Source organism: Vibrio sp. HI00D65, assembly GCF_001635455.1.
In the GTDB taxonomy this organism is placed as follows: Bacteria; Pseudomonadota; Gammaproteobacteria; order Enterobacterales; family Vibrionaceae; genus Vibrio.
On sequence record NZ_LWEH01000011.1, the window covers coordinates 21,169 to 40,564 of the forward strand.

Below are 19,396 nucleotides of genomic sequence, written 5' to 3' on the forward strand. Positions count from 1 at the left end.
GCAAGGTATGATTTTCGAAAAAAGATTAAAAGATGGTCATATTCTTTTCATAGCCTTACTACCATTTTTTTGTATTGATTTTGTTTTATTACTTTTCAATTAATAACCTGAGAGAGCAATTACAAAATCATTTACTTACGGCTGTAGAAGAAATTAACAATATTTTAGCCTTTGGAGAACAGTCAAATAAAAGAGCACTTAGTTTAAGTTTCCACGACCTGAGCTGTGATGCTGAGGCCGCTGACTTAAGAGAGAGCGTAGTCAGTGAACCTTATGTTAGAGCGACTAACTTAGGCTATCTCGGTAATATTTATTGTACTTCACTTTGGGGCCCCGTAAGTATCGATAACCCTGTAAGTGGCTATATCAAAGATAGCCTCCTATTAATGCACAAAAGCCTAGTTTCTGACACACCTCTTCTCGTTATTAGGACTGAAAAAAATAAACGAATCGCTTTTAGTGAGATTGATGGTATTTATATTCAGGAAGTATCGTTGGATCCTGATTTAGTTAATCTATCTGTTCAACTAAGCGGTCCAATAAACTCCCCGCCTCATCTTCACGACAATATCCGTATACAATTTGCATTATTTAAACTCCTTTTAAGCACATTGTTTTGCTCTTTTAAAAGAACAAAACAATGTGCTCTCTCTCAAGAGCCGTGCTACAAACTGGCTTGTGTATTCTTGTTGTAGAATACGCACACCCAAAGGGTATGGTGTCTGGTATTCCCAAGTAACTCTGTTCAACCACTCAACCACTCAACCAGCATGCTTAATTGAGTAGAAAAACAGCCTTGGACGTCGCCCCAGATAAGGCTCCTGAACTTTTTAAGCATATTACGCAGGCCTGCGCCCATCGGCGGCGCTTTTTGCAATAGTGAAGGCAGCCACTCTTACGGTGATGCGGGTGTTGGTATGCAGATGGAATAAAAAGCCGACGAATGTGTTTTTCGACTTTGAGTTCAAAGACTGCGATATCAACGTAGTCAGTATGAATCAACATGAATGGGGAAGACAATGTTTAAAAACATCAGTAGCGCACAATGGATTTGGTTTTCTGACGGAGATGTTCTCAGATTTGACTTTTCCTCTGCCTAAAGCTGTTTCGCTTCCACAGGAGAGGGTTCTTTATCGTCACAAGAACAATTTCTAGCTCAATACGCTTTCACTAAACAGCCTTTTGTGACGCTATCCCTGAGCCAGTCGCTCCCTAATATTAAAACGCAACTAAAGGTAATTTTTTGTTTTTTCGCTGAAAAGTACAGACTTATTTTCAATAGGACTCTTGTAGAGGTAGAGAACGGATTGTTCCCTATCAAAGGGATAAATGGTTCAGGAAAAATGACGTATCTATTAGGTTATTAATCCTACACCGGTGGTTTTTTATTTCAATCCTGCTTACCGATTGTCTTGGCTTGAGTGTGAGGACAGAGAACGTTTCGGCTGAGAGATGCAGGCATTGTGCCATGGAATATGACATATTCTCTCTGACGTGCTCTAAGGGAAGGTGATCTCGGTATGTTTCTTATGGTTGAAATTTGCCGCCACTATATCGCCATTCGGTTACTAAAAATGACAATAACCAGCTGATTTTTACTATATTATTTAATCCTTGAGATTATAGTTTAGAACTTAATCGAGACAAACGTTTTTCGTGGCTGGAAGTGATGTTGCAAATATACCTATTATCAACTATTGTAAATTAGTTTACTATTTTACAATCAACTAGGACGGTAAAAGTGATTTTTGAAGAACGTATTTGTATTGAAGCATCACCTCAAGACATATATTCGCTATATGTCGATGTAGAAAACTGGAATCAATGGGATAAAGAAGTGGTCTACTCTTGTCTATTGGGGGCATTCGAGGTTGGTGTGAAAGGCGTTTTAAAGCCGACCAATGGACCTAAATCAAAGATAGTAATTACGGATGCTACACCAAATAAGAGCTTTACTGTCATAAGCAAACTGCCATTCTGCCTCCTATCATTTGAGCACCAGTTACAGGCTAAAGGAGAAATAACGGAGGTAACTCATAGGGTTCAGTTTTCGGGGTTAACCAGTTTTTTGTTTGGGAAAGTCGTGGGAAAGAAAATTTATGATGGACTACCGGCTACTCTTGAAGGATTAAAAAAAAGGGCGGAGAACAATGTTTAAGCATGAGCTCCCATCGGACAGCGCAGGGCTACAGCTCTGGGTTGCTTACAATAGATGGCACTCGGAGGTAATGAAACTCCTTAAGCCGCTAAACATCAACCATACTCAGTTCGTTATACTCGCCTCGGTACTATGGTGTAACAAGAACAAAAACGAAACCACGCAAACAGAAATAGTCAATATTACAGGCTTGGATAAGATGACATTATCAAAGTCGATGAAAGCGCTGGTTGCGAATAATCTTATCACTAAAGATAAAGGTGTTAGAGATTTACGCAGCTTTTCTCTGAGACTCACGGAAACTGGAAAAACTCTAGCAATAAACGCAATAGCGCAGGTGGAAGAGTTAGACCAACTATATTTCGAAAGCTTAAAGGGCGAAAGAGGACGATTTATTTCCCTGTTAGCGGGCCTTCAAGTCCCTTGAATTAAAACTCACTATTGGACAATTGTGAGTTCGGCGTTTCAAACATTAACGATACATCATAGAGGGGCGATATCCGCAACCTAGTACCAACTTCCCGATAGTTGTCATACGATTAACCAAAAAGTGTAATGGTTAAAGCTGACACTATTAGCCCAAATATCGATATGCAGAGCCTCTTTGTTACAGTCTCATTATACTTATACCAACCAATCAAAATTGAAAACACAGTCGAGAATCGCCTGAGCGAAGATACAAAAGCAACGTTTCCTATCGAAGCAGCTTGATAAAATGTCAGTAAAGTTAGTAGGTGAGCCAGAGCGGGGACAATTAAAGAAGAGAAGTCACTTAAACTTGTAGTCGATGGCCGTATTCTGAGCAGAAAAGGCAAATAATATAAGAACATGACTAAGCATATGTGCGCCGTCCAATTAACAGCTCCAATCTGACCAGAACCCTCTTTATGAATGATTGAGCTAAGTGACCAGAGCAGAACGACACATATCATGCTGTTTACCGCTTTGTCTTTTATTATGCTTATTAGATCTAAACTCTCACCATAAAATATAAAAAAGATCGCAGAAATTATCCCTATGAATCCAAACAAGGAAGGGGCTTCATTGTAAAAAACAAAGTTAAAAACTAGCTGGAATACAGGAACAAAGCATAAAAGAGGAATGACTTTGGCTAAGGACCCATTGCGTAAAGCTAAGAGATAAAATGTCATAGTAGCAGCATCAAACGTGGCAGCCGAGAACATCATTATCACTAGAACAACGTCGTAGTTCACCTTTTCGAGAATGAATATGCAGGATAGACAAATAGGACAAAGAGTGAGCAACATTACCGCTGTAGATTGTATTGCTGATAATCTAGATGTCGACTGTTTTAATGAGACATCCTTCATGGTTAAAAAAGCAGCGGATAAAAGAGAAAATAAAACCCACAAAATAGAGTTCTTTAAGTAAAGAATAGTGGTTCTATGTTCTATTGAAATTCAATGGTGTTAATTAACAATTGTTAATGCGGTTTTTTATTCTTGATAAACTAACAGGGCTTATCCCCATGTAATTAGCAATATCAACGCTTGTTAAGTGTTTGACCCAATGCGGAAAATCATTAACTAGATGCTTATATCTTTCTACGTGTGTATTGAGCAGAAAAAAACTTTCCTTTTTTTCTTTATAAAGCAGTTGCCGTTCTAGGAGCTTAATTTTTGTGTTAACCCATTCTTGAGAATTAAGCATACTCATTGGTACTTTAATGAATTCTACTTTAGTTAATGATTCAATTTGATAGCTAGACCCTCGATTCTCTATCCAACTCGAAAAAAGTATGCAAAGGCTTTGTGGAAAATAAAACTCCTTACATCGCTCTACTCCTGAATCGGAATAATGGCAGGCCTTCAAGATACCAGAGATCAAATAGAATGCATGTGTCTGCTCTTCGCCTTGACGTAGCAATACACAAGATTCATCGACTAATGAAGTTGAAAACGTAGAGAAATAACGTTCAGGATGACCGATACCGAGTCCTTCAAAAAATGAGCATACGGATTCTATATTTTTCATATTACCTACAATATTCCCTTGAATGGTCGGATTTTCATTACCCTACACGTAAGCCCTTCATACAAAAATGAAAGTCAACCACAATAATATCTAACTTGTATAGGGGCACAACTGAGTTAAGAAGTGCATCCTGTGAAGTGTGATCACCAAGCGATTCTGTCGTACCTTAACTACCAAGTGACTTTATCGTTAGCCCAATTACCGAGGGAAATGGGATGTTTGCCGAGAACGGCGTCAACACGTCTTTGGACAGAAACGGATTAGGGTTTGGACTCTAACGCGCTCGATATCTAACAGAAAAAGTATCTGTAAGCCTTGAATGCAAGTTCTTATCCAAGCAGTGGTTAAATTGGGGCCGAATTTTGTTGACCAGTACGTATGGGCTTAGAGAGTTTGAACCTCCAATACCCCAGTTACCTTCAGTTTGCCGGTGAAAGAGAACGTTTTATATTAGAAAAAACAAAACCACCAATCGTAATAATAGGTAAAGATACTATTATTCTTAAGTTTCCTTCTAACTGAAAATAACCATCTAAAATGATAGAGGAATAGACAATCGGCACAGATACTAATGCGAATATGCATGATTTTTTAAACTCAAGAAAATACTTCTCTCTAACAAGTAAAATCCAGAAACTAAAGTAACTCAATAACGATAATATCAACAATCCTTTGAAGTTAAGCACTAAGGTTAAAAACCAAAAAAATGCTATACTTAGTACTTTTTCACTTTTCTTCATAACACCCCAATATCAACACTTACTTACTCCTACACCACTCTCATATGAGTATGATCTTATCCTCTTTCATCGAATTATATTGGATAGAAGAGAACCAAGCTCATGAAATTTGTAGAGCTTGATCTAAATAGCTTTTGGACAAAACCTTGTTAGCTTAAATGACTTAGTTTCATCAAGAGCAGGTATGAAAAAGTATCTTAAAACCATAGTCTCTTGTTAGGTATCAACTTTTGACCGTACTAGTATGACTCGCTCTTTTAGCCCTTTACCAGATAGCCATAAGCGACCATCTCCTAGTAGCTTTACTTCACGCTCCATACGTTCACCTATTACAGATTGAACGCTAGACTGAAGCCCAATGTGAAACACACGGTTGTTCTCTAAATCTAATTCATAAGTAGCGGTATAGAAGTTTGATTCTCTCTTTTTATCTTCGTCAGTCGGATTAGGTAAGGGCTCTCTATTCTGTGCGACGCTAACGAATCCATTGTCAGTATATATTAGAGTACCGTTTTGTTTTCCCGGCCAGTTAAACAACTCACCTGATTCTCGATGAATGATGAACTCATCTAGGGACCAAACGCCAACTAGTACTTCCTTTGATAGTTTCATTTGTGCTTCCTTAAGCTCCTTGATACCTAACGCCTTGCTAACGGGCGATAACGCAATATCACCCAACTTAAAAATTGTGCCCTAAACGCCTTGTTAAATGGCCATGTTTCTCTTCATGTCTTCAAAAGTAATTGTGTTAGGATCTAACTGTCTCCCGACGTAAGTGATGACATCTCATGCACCACAGCTCAGGGCAAGTTCTCTTAATACTCTTTCCTCAACGTTTGTTAAGCCACCTTCAACTTTTTCTAATTGGTGCACTATGATTCGAGGTGACAGTTTAAAGGGTTTCGATTTGAGCACTTCGCGCACTCCATGCTGTATCAGTTTTTCAGCAACATAAAAGTCAGCAATAAAAGAACGTGGATGCGAAAATGGGTTAATGACCTGAATGCCTGTGCCGGACTGCAACCTAGCCTCTGAACCAACACTTTTAATCAAACTTTTTGTACCTGGTGTTTCTACTGCCAAATATGGCTCGTACTCTAATTTTTTTCCATTTCCTATCGTTTGAATGACTATTTTCCTTTCACTCAATTCCACTAATAGATCATTAGAAAACAGTTTTCTAATAAACATACTCATTACTCACCTTTGAGTGAGGTAGTCAACTTAGCCATTTAACGCCACGTTCAGGTGCGCCAACCGTGTGCCATAATGTGGAGCGAAGCGAAACCGGCACGCGTTTGGCTTCACTCTTAAACGTTTTGTTATAACCCGACCGCTTTTTCTAACTCTGACTTTGTGAAGAGAGGGCTAAACTTAAGACCCAATTTTTCTAAGTTCTCTCTGCCACTACCTTCTCGGTCAATTACACAAACGACATTATTGACAATAGCACCACGAGCACGTAATTCGTTAACTGCGTCAATTATTGCTCCACCCGAAGTTACAACGTCTTCAACAATCAAAAGTTCCTGATTGTCTATTCCGCCGCCCTCAGCTAACTTACACGTACCATACTCTTTAGCTTCCTTGCGGACGAATAAAACTTGCTTTTGAATTCTTAAAGAGAGTGCCGTAGCTATTGGAATTCCGCCCATTTCAAGACCAGCCAATTGGTCAAAACTTGAAGGCAAAACACATTCCAAGTGCTCTGCGATTGCTTGTAAAACTCGTGGGTTCGATTCAAACAAGTATTTATCGAAGTATTCTGTCTAGTATCTTAATGACGTAAACAATACATCTTTTTTTCTATGAATAACAATACTTTAAGTTCTACAGTTCCGTGCCTACATCACTAAATACAGATTTTTTCTGTAAAGCATGAATTGATAAGCAAAATATGTTCCAGCCTGATGTACGAATAAGTGTTAGACGATTTGCCAGCAAGCTGTTGCCACAATAGTTCTCATGCTTAATTCATACGTTCTAAACACACTTTGGGGCAAAGAAGTGTTTGTCGAAATGGGCGTCAGCACGTCTTTGGACATATGCTTGTTAAACCTTGCACTCTAACTCATACCTATCGGATTAAGGAAAGTATGGCAAGCAATCACAATATGCAATCTAGTGACACGTTATGCTTTTTGATACTATCAAACATCTTAAAGTTTAGTTTGTTAATGGGATTAATAGCATGAGACGAAGGAAATCAGATTTGCATTTGATTTTAATATTATTAGTTTTTCCAGTGTATCTGTATGTCTTATTTGTAAAATTTATCGGTAGGCTTTTTAATCGGAAATTAAGTGATGAGGTTGCTTTATTATTTGGTTTTATTCTTCCTATTAGCGTTATTGGGGGAGGAATTGTTATCCAAGAAAAGTTGCAAGCCCATCCAGAAGTAAGTTTGGATTTTATTCAAACAGATGCTAAATCTTTGTCTAAAGATGAAAAAGTGTCCATTTGCCATGCCATAAATGGATACTTGGACTTAAGTTTTGATTATGAAATTGATGGTGATCGTGTAATTGAAAAAGTGGCGTAACTAAAGAATCATTTTGTGATTTTAAGTATATTAAGGTGAAAACAGCTGAAATTAAAGAGAAGAACCTAAACAGTTGCTACCAACTTACTAAAGCACAAATTAACCGAGGCGGTCAGCCGACTTACACTGAATATAATCCACAATTTTCCACTTATAAAGATGGAATGATATATTGGAGATGTGATCATGGAGGTAGGCGAAAAAGCACGATAGTTCATACTAATCAAAGTCAATACAGTATTTATAGGTATGAGATTCAACCTGATATTCTATTAGTTAAAGCTAACGAACGTTTTTCTACTTTTTTAAAAGTAAGATACTTCGTTCAGTGCAGCTTAATGGTAAGGCCACTGATTATGTTCAGAAAGGCTTAAAAATAAGTAATAGTTGGCAATTTAATCAAACCCCAAACTTAATTGATAACTTTAGCAATCTAAAAGATAACAGCTAGCGTTTATCGCACTAACCATAGCGCCTATTATCTGAATTACGATTTTGATGGCGCTTAAATGTCCTTTGGGAGAACTTACAGTTAGTAATCATTTAAGTGTTGTACGTAGCGGTAGTTAAAACGCTGCCGTTTAGATTACTTTTGGGAGATACCGAACGTATCAAACACAACCATTGGACAAAAACCATTTTCGGAAAATCGAACATTAGCAAAACATTAATAACTTAAGGTATGGCAAAGTGAAAAAAGCCCACTTCCAGAGGTTGAGAAAGTGGGCGAAAGAATACAACACAATAAAGCAGAGTTTGCAGATACAATATTTCATGCATCTATGCTAATATTTCAACGGGTTATCTATGACCAATAACTCATATTTGGACAATTATTTGCTAGTGCTTTTGCTAAATTAACAAACCATTAATAACCACAGGTATGGCAAGTCTACTTGTGAAGAGCTAGTGCGATGAGTAGTATCGCACTAGCAAAAGTATTGGTTTAGGTACGCACTAAGTGCAGTTACGTTAAATGCAATGCTTAACTGATTGTAATATGAAAAAATCCGACTTCCTCCTCACCACCTTTAATTTAGGCGTTTGTATGAAATACATTTTAACGATATTCATTTCAATACTACCGATTGTTGTAAGCGCAGAAAACATTACCATCCGAGACTCAGTACGAGATCGCTCTATCCCGATAGAAATTAACTTTCCCATAGAATATGAAAATTGCACTCACCAAAAACGTTGTCAGGTTGCATTTGTAAGTGCTGGTAATCGCGTACCATTTACAAAGTACAAATTCATAACAAAAAGCTTAAATGAACATGGATATATGACTGTTTCGATAGATCATGAACTTCCTAATGATCCTCCACTTTCAAAAACAGGTGACTTATACCAAACGCGTATAGAGAACTGGAAGAGAGGGGCGAAAACTATAAAATATCTTAAAGGAAAATTAGAATCTCGCTTCCCAACCTATGACTTTAACAAGTTAACTTTAGTTGGTCACTCTAACGGAGGCGACATTTCAGCGTGGTTTAGTAATGACAATAACGATTATATTCATCAACTAATAACGCTAGACAGCAAGCGGGTGTCGTTACCTAAAAATAATAACATTAGAGTTCTATCAATAAGATCACCAGAATACCCTACAGCATTAGGTGTAATACCAACAATTGAAGATCAGAAATTATATGGTATCTGTATTGTGGATATGTCAGCATCAAAGCATATGGATTTTACCGACTTTGGCGTCGATAGAGTTCAAAAAAAAACCATCAAAACAATGTTGGGTTTCCTAAAAAATAAAACTTGCACAACCTTAAGATCGGAAATCGAATAAAACCATTCAATGTTGGTAATGAAGAACATCAAAAATCGGTGTTCATTATTCCTATTATGCTAAATGTGTGAGTTTGCTATCAAAAACAGCCCTCAGACGCCTCGAGCGCTCATAGCGAAGATTTTAGACACTTGTTAAAGGTCATCTGCTGCCATAACGACTTGTAAGTTTGTGACGCTTTCAAAGCGATTTACAGGGCAAAAATTAGCAAATTCATTTGAGCTAAGAACCGCACTCTAACACCCATTTTTTCTTTGTGAGTGTTAGGTTTCAGATGAGTTCTATTTGGTCAAAACACACTCGCATGTGAATAGAGACTTTTTGGCGAAACCAATTTAGGGGCACAACTGAGTTAAGAAGTGCAACCTGTGAAGTGTGATCACCAAGCGATTCTGTCGTACCTTAACTACCAAGCGACTTTGTCGTTAGCCTAATTACCGAGGGGAATTTCGTATCAACACGCGCACTAAAATCAACCTCCACCAAGTAGAGGCCAGTGAAAGATGAATAGAATCCGAAATATGACAGTTAGGACCCTATTCAAAGTGAAGCCTTCAAGCTTAAGGAAACAAAGCCTTGAATCCATATAGAATGTATTTATAGTTAGTGGTTAGTAAATCTCATTGAGAAAAAACTTGGGATAGTGACAATGAATGTAAAAAAAATATCAGTTATAATTCCTGCCCACAACGAAGAAGGCTACATAAGAAGCTCTATTGAATCGGTTATAAATGCAAGCAGAAATATTAAGATTGAGACCGAGATAGTTGTCGTTTTAAATAACTGTACAGATAACACAGAGTCTATCGCAAAGTTTTATGATGTCACCCTAGTTAAGGAAGAAACTCCAAATATATCAAGAGTTAGAAATACAGGCATAAAAAATGCCAGCGGGGATGTTATCGTTACTCTCGATGCAGATAATACAATGGATCCAGGCGTATTAGCTGAAGTTGTTAGACAATTGGAAACAGGTAAGTATATTGGTGGTGGTATAATTGCTCGTCCTGATAGATATTCGGTAGGAATATTAATAACAGCTTTATTAGCGATTTCAATTATCTTTCTGAAAATGAGAGTATCATTAGTTCTTTTTTGGGCCAAAAAGAAAGATATTGAGAGAATAGGTTATTTTGATGAAGATTTGTTGATGGCTGAAGACATTGATTTCGCGCTCAGATTAAAAGAGTTAGCCAAGAGAAGAAATTTGAAATACGGGACAATAAGTAGATCTAAGGTTACGTGCTCTACAAGAAAGTTTGACCAATTTGGTGACTTTTTTGCGCTTAAGCTAAATTTCAAAGAGTTACTTAAAGGTAAAAACAAAGAGTTATCAGATCGATACTGGTATAAAACTGGAAGGTAAATCAACGGTCATCTACATACCAAGCCGTTAATCATTTACTTCAAAAAGATACCCACCCGAACAATTTTCGATTCTCATGCAAAACTCTAGAGGAGCACGGACTAATCATGCCCAAGAAAGTGGACTTGGATTGGTATGTAAACATAACGCCCAAGGGATTTTAGATGGTGCTGTCTTGGCTAGACTGAAAAGGTGGAGCTTTACTGTGCCGGTATATTTGATGTGCGCTTTCAGAATTTAGAACACCTACTTTCAATTACACGTAACTCATCATTGGACATTTATCATTTAGCCATACACTCTTTGAGAAACTGTCATATGTTATTTTTACAAACTCAAGTGTGAATAATAAGTTACAAAAATTGATTTATTATTCTTTTGGTTTTATGGCCACTTCATTCACAATAAATTGTTCCTGAGCTAGAAAATTGAAGAGCTTCTTCAGAGCCACGTTAAAGTCATTGTCGGTCTCGCTGGAGCACACTTTCTTTTTCCACCAAAAGCGAAATTGACTATTAACCATTCCCTTAGTAATCGATTGAATGTCTCTCGCATCGGTATAGTCACATAGAAAAATAATGAACAGGTCAACAATCATGGTATGTTTATTGGCTGTTTTCTTGGTGTATTACCTAGCGAGAAAAGTATAGAAGTCTTCATGCAAATCAGTGAGTGAGTCTCTAGATGGCTGAGTTTCTTGTTTGTGGGCTCATAGGTGCCCTTTAAGTTCTATTAAGTTCATACCTTTCCAATTCTGTGATTTTTATATCAATGCAATGCATTCTTCGGCTCTTCAGAAATGAAATACCCTATGCCAAACTCTGCGATATCAGATTCGAACTGAGGGCAAGCCTCTTTATCATCATCGAAGCGTTGCTCATACACAAACGAGGACTTGGCTTGTTCTTCAACTTCCAGAATCCAAGTCGCTTCATCCTCACCTCTATAAATCTCTTTACAGTTTTTTTTCGCTAACTAAACGAAGGGGGGATAACCATGCAAACGCTTGGCATTGCCAGTTAAGCTAGAAAAACACTTTGATAAGGTCGGGAAGCCGACCACCAACAGCTAAACGGGGTTGGTGTGGATGTAACTAAAAATTGCAACTCCATGCTGATATAATCCATTCATTGAAAATCAATATGCAATTCGAAAAATGACCTTTATTACAGCTGGTAAAAACCAGTGCTTAAGTCTCCCTGAAACCATAAAAATTTCTCATCTTAACTACGAAAAAAGTAGCTACCGCAGGGAACTCTTTGATGAGCTTGGCGTTACTTTTCCTGAGTCGTTAAATAAGGCGGTGGATAAACGTTGTGCTGAGTACTTAGCTGGGCGTTATGCAGCTAGTAATGCATTGCTAGAACTAACTGAACAGAGATATTGTATTTATCCTAATCAAGATCGATCACCAAACTGGCCGATTGGTATAACGGGATCTATCTCGCATAATAGTTCACAAGCGATTGCCGCTGTTGCGTCAAGCGAAGTTCATCCTATTTTGGGTATCGATATTGAAGAGTGGATTGACGCTGAGGTTGCCGATGAAATTGGAAAAGAAATACTAATTTTTGAAGAATATCAAAGGTTAGGGGAGTGTAGGCTTTCGTATCAGCAAGAGGTAACATTGATTTTTTCCGCAAAAGAGCCTTTACAAAGCGCTTTATCCTACGGTTAAACGGTTTTTTAGTTTTGAGTATGCTTCTGTAAATAATACTGACTGTGAATTAGGGTGTTGCACTATTTCGTTAGAAAAAAAACTATCCGAACAATGGCAGAAAGGAGCGAGCTTCAAAGTAAGGTTTTCCACAAGTATAGAGGGAGTCGTTACTTTTCTTTGGGAAAGCTTACAATAGGTCCAGACGTCAAACATCACCCCGACAACCGTGAATCACAAGAGCTCTTTGTGTGTGGCAACACTGACAATACAGATATCATTGGTACTCTAAATATTTTAAAGCAGGAATTCCGCTTGCTGGACTGTGGAGAGTAGGCATTAGCCACTTGATGAATCAGGAGTTTGCACCTAAAGCAATTTAGTGTGAGCCATATAATGGGAATTCCCTAGCGACTTCGCTAGGGGAGAATGCCAACAAATATTAGTTACGGTATTTGTACAAATACGCCTTGTTCTTTTAAAAATGGAGAGCGTAAAACCAATATCGTTACTATTAGAAACATTGTAAGAGCAAAAAACCAAGCTAACTCTATACCTAGCCAATCAGAAAGAAAGGCAAGAAGTATAGTTGAAAAAACAGAAAAGAAAATAAACAACCTTTCATTGTATGCCATTGCATTACTTATTCTTCCTTTTGAAGTGTAATTCATAATTAATGTATTTCTCATTACTCTAATATAAGAGTGGCTTAAAGCTAAAATAAATAACATTACATATAAAGAATAAATCCCTACATTTAAATAGGGTAGAAGCATAGAGAGAACAATTAAAGAAGAAAAGCAAATATAGTGCTTCTTAAAATCTTCTATTGATTGAGGACTAGCAAGGCTACCCACTATAGCTCCTAATCCATAAGGGATAACCATGATTCCAAAATCACTTGATAACGCATTAAAAGAGTTGAACAAAGGGGGGTATAGTACATTTAATGAAACAACTAAGACATATGGCGCAATAGTTAAGGTGATTATTTTATTATTATCCCCACATTGAAAGCCCGAAGTGTAAGCATGCTCCAATTTATTGCGATGTTGGGGGGTGTTGACTGGCTTCTCATTCTCAATCCAAAACGAAATCATTATAGAAGCAATAAAACAAATTAATCCGAACGAACAAACATAAACAAGAGAGTCATCACGAATAAATATATACGCGAACCCTCCAGAGAAAACAGTAATTCCTTGTCTAACAACCTCAAGTCCCTTATTGGCTTTGTGTATCACGCCATCTCTAAACTTACGCTTAACATAAATACTACGCACAACTTGATCCGCAGTCTTTACCATAGTGAGAATTGCTGTTGCCAGTACAACCAAAGTCAAGTGATAAAAAACAGGTAAACTCTTGATATCTGGGTAAGTTATAAGGAATAAACATACGAGAGTGCCCAAGGTGTATATGCCAATTAATACTAATCTGGACCTATACTTATCAGAAAGTCTACTGATATAAGGGAGGGCAAAAAAAGAAAATATATAACCAGAAACCAAAACATATGAAAGGTACATGGAAGAATCAAAGATATTTTCTACGTACCAAGAAATGGCCGTAATAAAAACAGAGATAGCAACACCTGAAGTAAATGATGAGAAAAATATGTAAAACACCCTAACTCCTAAAAGAAAAAATCATAGTGGAATGTGATGTTATTTTTTTATTTTTAGCAGCTCCTTGTTGCTTAACGATTTCGTTCAAAGCAACATAACCTAGAACACCACTTGCGTCATATAGTTCTGTTATCTCGTTTTTCAACAGCTGTATTGGCGATTTTTTTGGGTATTTATGTAATTGGTCGATTATCCACTTAACTCTAACCAAACCGTGAGAAGTTACACCGCGCTGCTCAGAGTAAAGCAATTGCTCTGTTAATTCGTTTGCTTGTTTATCTGAAAGCTGCGCGTCAACAAATATTTTTTTGACGACGCTTTGTAATAGCTCTATGGCTATTTTCTTCATAATATTTTTCTCTTTTTTAACATTTATTTAATTTAAGTATTCTATCCATTAAATTTTTTAAAACTGAGATTACGCGCTCATATTCAACTGGTTTCATTTTCATGTATGAAAACTTATTTTGTGATTTTAAGTTGTAACATAGCAATGTGTGACTTACGGGTATGATGTCTCTTCTCCGGTTAAATGAGTCTGAATACATACGAGGTTTATTGATAATACTCTTATTTACAATGCTTCTTTCTCTAGAAAATTAGTGGTTTACCTTGCCGTTATTATCTTCCACATTGTTTCACTTTAAAGGGCAATGTGTTAAGTCTATTTTCAATAGAAGAAGCCTCTCCATCGCTATTAGTTCGTTGTCGTCGAGACAGGCGGTTTAAAGTTAAGAAGCCGATGGCAGACTCTCCATGCACCGTCGAGCACTACATTCGAAGGCGGATTCAAGCTCTTCCTGTTAGTGGCCGACCATGTACGATTGAAGTAGAGTTCGCTCAGACTCGAGATCAAACCGGTAGAAGGTTGATTGAACCTACTGAATATGTTGCCAAAGGAAGTCGTTACACGGCCCGATTTTGCAAGTTCATCAGCGGTTTATGCCGCCATATGAGTATCCATGCTGTTTCTCAACATTTAGGCATTCGCTGGGAAACCGTCCAGAATATCGATAAGGAGTACTTACGAGCGAGCTTACCTTCCTTGGAGCCTGAGAAATTGACCAACCTAATGCATATTGGTGTTGATGAGGTAACACGAGCGAAGAGGCATGACTATATGAGGGGGGTATATGACCTAGTTTCTGGCCACCTCATTTGGACAGAGCATGGTCGAAAAGCCAAAGTGCTCATCACTTTTTTAAGCGGTTATCAGTAACAACGAGAGAGGGGATTAAGGCAGTTTCAATGGATATGGGGTAAGCTTATCAATCAGCTGTTAGGAAAATGTTGCCCAACGCAGATATCGTCTTCGATCGATTTCATATGATGCAAAACTACTGCATTTTAATGAAAAAAGAGAGAGCAAAAGCGTTTAAGAACGGCTCCCACGAGGAGAAGACAATGCTCAAAGGCATGCTCTTTCTCTTACTGAAAAATGCGATCAAGTTGAATGATAAACAATCCAACAGACTTGACGATTTACTCGAAAGCAATAAGACCCTATGCATCATTTATATGCTGAAAGAGCAGCTACAAGCGATTTGGGACGAGCCTTGTTACAACACAATGGTGGCTGCACTCGAGCTTGGAGTCGTCTTGTGAAATCCACTCGAATTCTCTCATTAAGTAACTTTGCCGATGAACTTCTATAAAGGAAGGTTGGTATCTTTAACTACGCGAAGTACAAATTAACTAACGCTCGAGTAGAGGCTGGAAATGTCTCTATTTGTTGGCTCAGGCGAAGAGCTTTTTTATAGGGGAAATGACTCGGTTCGAAGTACGCAAGAGCTTTTGCTCTGAATTGTTTCGGTGCATAAATGTGTTAAGGAAGAGCACCCCACGTTTGTAAACATGTGCCGATTCTCTCGGAGCTACAACTATTGCCATAGTGGATTTCCAATTCCCAACCATAACACTCCACATTAAGCATCTTCGAGACTAAAAGCGCAATCGACTCGCTCTCTTAAAAGAAATGAGCCATTTGGGGCGGCCGAGTTCCCCCCGAACTCAATCTGTTCCAGACGCATAGGCAAAGGTTTGTAGATTCTGGTGTGATTGTAAATCAACCAATTTCAGTTTGTTATGTAAAAAATCAATAGCTTGACCACTGATAGATAGGCCGTATTTCAATGTGCAAAACATACAAATAAAGTATTCAACGTCGCCTGTGGCAATATCGCCATAGTGGTTTTCAATTGGTTGTTATTTGTATTACATGGAGGGCATTCACCAGTAAATATCCGTCAATTTAAAGAAAAACAAGAGTTAAAATTTACCAGGGTTGTTGAGATAGCCACTGCAAGCAGCGACCTAAAAGTAGTTCACCTATTAGTTAATCAAGTGGATGTATGCTTTAAATAGCAGAGATTAAAGATGGTGCTATTCAGTCATCAAACGGAATGAAAGTTTATTAGTTTCCTGATGCAAACTTTCAATATCTCGAAAGACATTTTTGCTGGGCGATGTGCTTGAAGTTTGTGGCAGATAGAAAAAGATCTCTAGGCGTATTACTGGCTTTGCACAAAACGTAATGCACTCTGATAGTTAAGCTCAGCGGATTATTTTACTTTCAATGTCAGCTGCCAGGATAAATTGTAACGAGAGCTTGTGATCCTTGATCACGCACCTTCTGCCGATGATAAGCCTGACACTCCACTGAGCGCTTAGATTCTTTAATTTTTCTTATTATGTTGTTAAAGCGCTTAATAATAATGTATTAGTCTTTTATGGGAAATTAACTTGGTTTTTAATTTTAATAATTACTCAGTCATTGGTTTTTTATTCTTTTGTTTTGGTCTGATCGCTACTGTTTTTGGTATATAAATGCTTTTTACTTTTTACGCTTGAAATGTCTAAGCAAGGGGGGATAATTAGATATATAACATTATGTTAACATTCACTCGTTCATGGAGAAGAGCAATGAGAGATACATTTTTGATAGAAGCTTTTCAAACACCGCAAGGTGTAGCCGAAGAGCTCCAACCGTATTTTGATAATTTAGATATGGATATTTATATTGATAGCAAGCATCGTTTTCGCTCATATGCTCGTTTTCAATTTGAGAATGACAAAATTGTACGTCTGCCTCATTCCAAGTTCGTACAGTCTTCAGACGTGAATCGAGTTCTTGGTGATGTAGAGCGAGATTTCCCCAAAATGGAACAGAGATTAGTAGAAACTGAACAATTTCAACGTCTACTCAAATCATTTATAGAAAGAACCGGGTCAGACAAAGATCATGCTGTGGTTGATGTTCACCAAATCCGTGTGACTTGTGATTCAGATGCTACGAGTTCTCCTGCTCCTGAAGGGATACATCAAGATGGTTTTAATTTCGTAGGTATATTTTGTGTACGTCGTAAAAACATATCTGGAGGGGCTACCCAAATATTTAAATCACAAGTCGAACAGCATCCTCACCTCAATACGATTCTTGAGGAAAATCAGTTTGTGATTCTTAACGATCAACGTTATTTTCACCATATTTCAGAAACACTCTCAAGTGAACCAGGTCAAAAAGGAGTTCGTGATGTCTTCGTTTTTACCGCCTAATTTAGATACTTTAAACATTATACGACAACAGTTTAGCGCTCTTAATCAACATTTTGGCGCCAAGCCTGTTACCTTTTTTGATGGCCCTGGCGGAGCACAGGTTCCAGAAAGTGTTCTAGCGTCTATGACTGAATATTTAGGGCATTTTAATTCAAACTTAGGTGGGCATTATTTTTCTAGCCAGAAAACTACAGCTCTGGTGCAGCACGCTAGGGAGGCTGCGCAGGCTATGCTCAACGCTGAGTCTTCAGGTAACATCGTATTCGGTGCAAATATGACTTCGTTGACATTTCAACTTAGCCGAGCAATCAGCCGCGATTGGCAGGCTGGCGATGAGGTGATTGTTACTGCGCTAGACCATTACTCAAATGTATCGAGCTGGCAACAAGCAGCAGACGATAAAGGCGCGATTGTTCACCAAGTTCGTGTCGACGAGTCAGATTGCAGCCTAGATATGGCACACTTTGAGTCGCTACTGAACGAGAAAACCAAACTGGTTGCTGTGACCTTTGCTTCAAACACCACCGGTTCAATTGTTGATGTCGCGAAAGTTATAGAGCTTGCACACCAACACGGCGCTCAGGTGTATGTTGATGCTGTGCACTATGCGCCACACCATTTGATTGACGTTCAGCAGTTGAATTGTGACTTCTTAGCGTGTTCGGCATACAAGTTTTTCGGTCCTCATCTTGGAATTGCTTACATAGGCCCCCAATGGTTGCATACATTAAAGCCATACAAAGTTGAACCTGCGACCAACATTGGTCCTGGCCGGTTCGAGACTGGAACACAAAGCTTTGAGGCCTTAGCTGGTTTTACCGCTACAGTGGAATACTTGGCACAGTTTGGTGAGCCTACGGGTTCATTACGTTCTCGCTTAGAGCAAAGCTACGCGCTTTATAATAAGCATGAAAGCCAATTGAGCGAATACTTCCTAAAGCGCTTGGGCGATCTTGAAGGCGCCAAACTCTACGGTAAGACAGAGTTTGATTCAAACTTAAGAACGCCAACATTCGCCATTACCTTTGATAACCACTCTCCAGAATTTATCGCTAAGAAGCTGGGCGAGCATAACATCTGTGTGTGGAACGGACACTTCTACGCATTAGGTTTAGTGAAGCAGTTGGGTATTGAAGAGCAGGGTGTAGTGCGTATTGGTTGTATGCATTACAACTCGATTGAAGAAATAGACCTACTGTTCAACGTGCTTGAGGGCATTGTTAGAAATAACTAAAAGCGGGTTACAGAATTAGAAAAGAGCATACTTCTCTCAAGAATATTGAGTCGGGAGTATGCTCTTTTTTTTGACCTTGCTTAGGGGACTCGCGTCAGTGAGTCGGACAAGCTATAGATCCATCAAGCTATGGCTTGATTAAGAAAGGTGCTCAACAATCGCGACACCCACAGCGTGTGCACTTGTCGGGTTTTGACCAGTAATCACTCGCTCATCAGCAATCACAAGCTCTTGCCAAGGTGGAACCTTGTTGAAACGCGCTGCCCCGCGAACTAGCGACTGTTCCAGTAGGAATGGAATGTCGTTGATGGTGCCAAAGTCGCTCTTTTGTTCACGAGTAAAGTGTATATCGACAAATATGGTGCTTCCACTAATCCAGAACAGTTAAAACAACATAGCTGTATTATTACTAATAGTGACCAATGGCCGTTTGAGCAAAATGGAAAGCCATTGAATGCGGTAAGAGTGTATGGTCGTTGGAGAAGTAACAACTCAAGTGCGGTACTGAAAGCTTGTGAAGAGGGACTCAGCGTTGTGTACCTTCCTAGAAGCAGTTTTAATGGCGGGCTAACCAATGGCAAGCTGGTTCCGGTGCTAGAAGAGTATTGGGGCTCAGGTACAAGCAGTTGGATTGTTTATCAGAACCGACGCTTTTTGCCTCAGAGAGCACGGCTAGCGATAGACTTCTTGGTCTCTTATTTTTCTGATTGGGATGAGTAG

General features: G+C 38.5%; 16 protein-coding genes and 5 pseudogenes. 12 read left to right on the plus strand and 9 right to left on the minus strand.

Features of this window, described 5'->3' with window-relative positions; genetic code table 11:
* Positions 1 to 80 precede the first annotated feature (80 nt).
* The 3 genes from A3712_RS02630 (at position 81) to A3712_RS02645 (ending at position 2,585) form a co-directional block, all read left to right on the plus strand.
* A complete protein-coding gene (locus A3712_RS02630; protein WP_063522162.1) occupies positions 81 to 695 on the plus strand; it encodes a CSS-motif domain-containing protein in 615 nt (204 codons plus the stop codon).
* A 1,046-nt stretch (positions 696 to 1,741) separates the two neighbouring features.
* Positions 1,742 to 2,158 carry an SRPBCC family protein gene (locus tag A3712_RS02640; RefSeq protein WP_063522164.1) on the plus strand — a complete coding sequence of 139 codons (417 nt, stop codon included), beginning with the start codon at positions 1,742 to 1,744 and terminating at the stop codon, positions 2,156 to 2,158.
* 70 nt (positions 2,159 to 2,228) lie between these two features.
* Positions 2,229 to 2,585, plus strand: coding sequence for a MarR family winged helix-turn-helix transcriptional regulator (locus A3712_RS02645; protein WP_231891757.1), 357 nt, complete (start codon positions 2,229 to 2,231; stop codon positions 2,583 to 2,585).
* Between the two features lie 112 nt (positions 2,586 to 2,697).
* On the opposite strand, the gene A3712_RS28805 is transcribed toward A3712_RS02645, so the two are convergent.
* From A3712_RS28805 to pyrE, 6 genes and pseudogenes are all read right to left on the minus strand, one after another.
* On the minus strand, positions 2,698 to 3,531 hold the full coding sequence (locus A3712_RS28805; protein ID WP_082856163.1) for an EamA family transporter: 834 nt from the start codon (positions 3,529 to 3,531) through the stop codon (positions 2,698 to 2,700).
* A 61-nt stretch (positions 3,532 to 3,592) separates the two neighbouring features.
* Positions 3,593 to 4,153, minus strand: a complete 561-nt coding sequence (locus A3712_RS02655; RefSeq protein ID WP_063522167.1) for a Crp/Fnr family transcriptional regulator — start codon at positions 4,151 to 4,153, stop codon at positions 3,593 to 3,595.
* Between the two features lie 419 nt (positions 4,154 to 4,572).
* Positions 4,573 to 4,893, minus strand: coding sequence for a hypothetical protein (locus A3712_RS02660; protein ID WP_063522168.1), 321 nt, complete (start codon positions 4,891 to 4,893; stop codon positions 4,573 to 4,575).
* 216 nt (positions 4,894 to 5,109) lie between these two features.
* Positions 5,110 to 5,505 carry a lipocalin-like domain-containing protein gene (locus A3712_RS02665; RefSeq protein ID WP_063522169.1) on the minus strand — a complete coding sequence of 132 codons (396 nt, stop codon included), beginning with the start codon at positions 5,503 to 5,505 and terminating at the stop codon, positions 5,110 to 5,112.
* A 174-nt stretch (positions 5,506 to 5,679) separates the two neighbouring features.
* Positions 5,680 to 6,090, minus strand: a complete 411-nt coding sequence (locus tag A3712_RS02670) for a rod shape-determining protein (RefSeq protein WP_082856164.1) — start codon at positions 6,088 to 6,090, stop codon at positions 5,680 to 5,682.
* Between the two features lie 125 nt (positions 6,091 to 6,215).
* Positions 6,216 to 6,644, minus strand: a pseudogene (gene pyrE / locus A3712_RS02675) (orotate phosphoribosyltransferase); the annotation flags it as partial.
* Between the two features lie 440 nt (positions 6,645 to 7,084).
* On the opposite strand from pyrE, the gene A3712_RS02680 reads away from it, so the two are divergent.
* The 5 genes and pseudogenes from A3712_RS02680 to A3712_RS02705 all read left to right on the plus strand — a co-directional run bounded on the left by A3712_RS02680 (position 7,085) and on the right by A3712_RS02705 (position 12,280).
* Positions 7,085 to 7,435 (plus strand): hypothetical protein, encoded by a 351-nt coding sequence (locus A3712_RS02680; protein WP_157618699.1) that lies wholly within the window; start codon positions 7,085 to 7,087, stop codon positions 7,433 to 7,435.
* A gap of 1,048 nt (positions 7,436 to 8,483) precedes the next feature.
* On the plus strand, positions 8,484 to 9,236 hold the full coding sequence (locus A3712_RS02690) for a hypothetical protein (protein ID WP_063522173.1): 753 nt from the start codon (positions 8,484 to 8,486) through the stop codon (positions 9,234 to 9,236).
* A 649-nt stretch (positions 9,237 to 9,885) separates the two neighbouring features.
* Positions 9,886 to 10,602 carry a glycosyltransferase gene (locus A3712_RS02695; RefSeq protein ID WP_063522174.1) on the plus strand — a complete coding sequence of 239 codons (717 nt, stop codon included), beginning with the start codon at positions 9,886 to 9,888 and terminating at the stop codon, positions 10,600 to 10,602.
* Positions 10,574 to 10,766, plus strand: a pseudogene (locus A3712_RS28695) (hypothetical protein). The gene A3712_RS02695 and the pseudogene A3712_RS28695 overlap by 29 nt, the downstream one beginning before the upstream one ends.
* A 992-nt stretch (positions 10,767 to 11,758) precedes the next feature.
* The gene (locus A3712_RS02705) at positions 11,759 to 12,280 is read left to right on the plus strand and encodes a 4'-phosphopantetheinyl transferase family protein (RefSeq protein ID WP_063522176.1); all 522 of its coding nucleotides are present in this window, start codon (positions 11,759 to 11,761) and stop codon (positions 12,278 to 12,280) included.
* A 425-nt stretch (positions 12,281 to 12,705) separates the two neighbouring features.
* On the opposite strand, the gene A3712_RS02715 is transcribed toward A3712_RS02705, so the two are convergent.
* Together A3712_RS02715 and A3712_RS02720 are read right to left on the minus strand one after the other, a co-directional pair.
* A complete protein-coding gene (locus A3712_RS02715) occupies positions 12,706 to 13,887 on the minus strand; it encodes an MFS transporter (protein WP_063522178.1) in 1,182 nt (393 codons plus the stop codon).
* Between the two features lies 1 nt (position 13,888).
* Entirely contained in the window at positions 13,889 to 14,236 is a 348-nt protein-coding gene (locus A3712_RS02720) for an Ldh family oxidoreductase (RefSeq protein ID WP_063522179.1), read from the minus strand.
* Between the two features lie 263 nt (positions 14,237 to 14,499).
* Between A3712_RS02720 and A3712_RS02725 the strand changes: the two are divergent.
* The 3 genes and pseudogenes from A3712_RS02725 to A3712_RS02735 all read left to right on the plus strand — a co-directional run.
* Positions 14,500 to 15,638: pseudogene (locus tag A3712_RS02725) on the plus strand (ISL3 family transposase); the annotation flags it as partial.
* A gap of 1,171 nt (positions 15,639 to 16,809) precedes the next feature.
* Positions 16,810 to 17,442 (plus strand): 2OG-Fe dioxygenase family protein, encoded by a 633-nt coding sequence (locus A3712_RS02730; RefSeq protein WP_063522180.1) that lies wholly within the window; start codon positions 16,810 to 16,812, stop codon positions 17,440 to 17,442.
* Entirely contained in the window at positions 17,420 to 18,676 is a 1,257-nt protein-coding gene (locus A3712_RS02735; RefSeq protein WP_063522181.1) for a cysteine desulfurase-like protein, read from the plus strand. Before A3712_RS02730 ends, A3712_RS02735 begins: the two co-directional genes overlap by 23 nt.
* A 138-nt stretch (positions 18,677 to 18,814) precedes the next feature.
* Here the strand turns inward: A3712_RS02735 and A3712_RS26460 are convergent.
* Positions 18,815 to 19,018 (minus strand): annotated as a pseudogene (locus A3712_RS26460) (type 1 glutamine amidotransferase domain-containing protein); the annotation flags it as partial.
* Between A3712_RS26460 and A3712_RS02740 the strand changes: the two are divergent.
* Positions 19,013 to 19,396: pseudogene (locus A3712_RS02740) on the plus strand (LysR substrate-binding domain-containing protein); the annotation flags it as partial. The pseudogenes A3712_RS26460 and A3712_RS02740 overlap by 6 nt on opposite strands.

Excerpts from the sequence above, each read along its gene's own strand:
- A3712_RS02645 (WP_231891757.1), top strand. The coding sequence starts at position 2,229 with ATGAAACTCCTTAAGCCGCTAAACATCAACCATACTCAGTTCGTTATA.
- A3712_RS02655 (WP_063522167.1), bottom strand. The coding sequence starts at position 4,153 with ATGAAAAATATAGAATCCGTATGCTCATTTTTTGAAGGACTCGGTATC.
- A3712_RS02660 (WP_063522168.1), bottom strand. The coding sequence starts at position 4,893 with ATGAAGAAAAGTGAAAAAGTACTAAGTATAGCATTTTTTTGGTTTTTA.
- A3712_RS02665 (WP_063522169.1), bottom strand. The coding sequence starts at position 5,505 with ATGAAACTATCAAAGGAAGTACTAGTTGGCGTTTGGTCCCTAGATGAG.
- A3712_RS02670 (WP_082856164.1), bottom strand. The coding sequence starts at position 6,090 with ATGAGTATGTTTATTAGAAAACTGTTTTCTAATGATCTATTAGTGGAA.
- A3712_RS02680 (WP_157618699.1), top strand. The coding sequence starts at position 7,085 with ATGAGACGAAGGAAATCAGATTTGCATTTGATTTTAATATTATTAGTT.
- A3712_RS02690 (WP_063522173.1), top strand. The coding sequence starts at position 8,484 with ATGAAATACATTTTAACGATATTCATTTCAATACTACCGATTGTTGTA.
- A3712_RS02695 (WP_063522174.1), top strand. The coding sequence starts at position 9,886 with ATGAATGTAAAAAAAATATCAGTTATAATTCCTGCCCACAACGAAGAA.
- A3712_RS02705 (WP_063522176.1), top strand. The coding sequence starts at position 11,759 with ATGACCTTTATTACAGCTGGTAAAAACCAGTGCTTAAGTCTCCCTGAA.
- A3712_RS02720 (WP_063522179.1), bottom strand. The coding sequence starts at position 14,236 with ATGAAGAAAATAGCCATAGAGCTATTACAAAGCGTCGTCAAAAAAATA.
- A3712_RS02730 (WP_063522180.1), top strand. The coding sequence starts at position 16,810 with ATGAGAGATACATTTTTGATAGAAGCTTTTCAAACACCGCAAGGTGTA.
- A3712_RS02735 (WP_063522181.1), top strand. The coding sequence starts at position 17,420 with ATGTCTTCGTTTTTACCGCCTAATTTAGATACTTTAAACATTATACGA.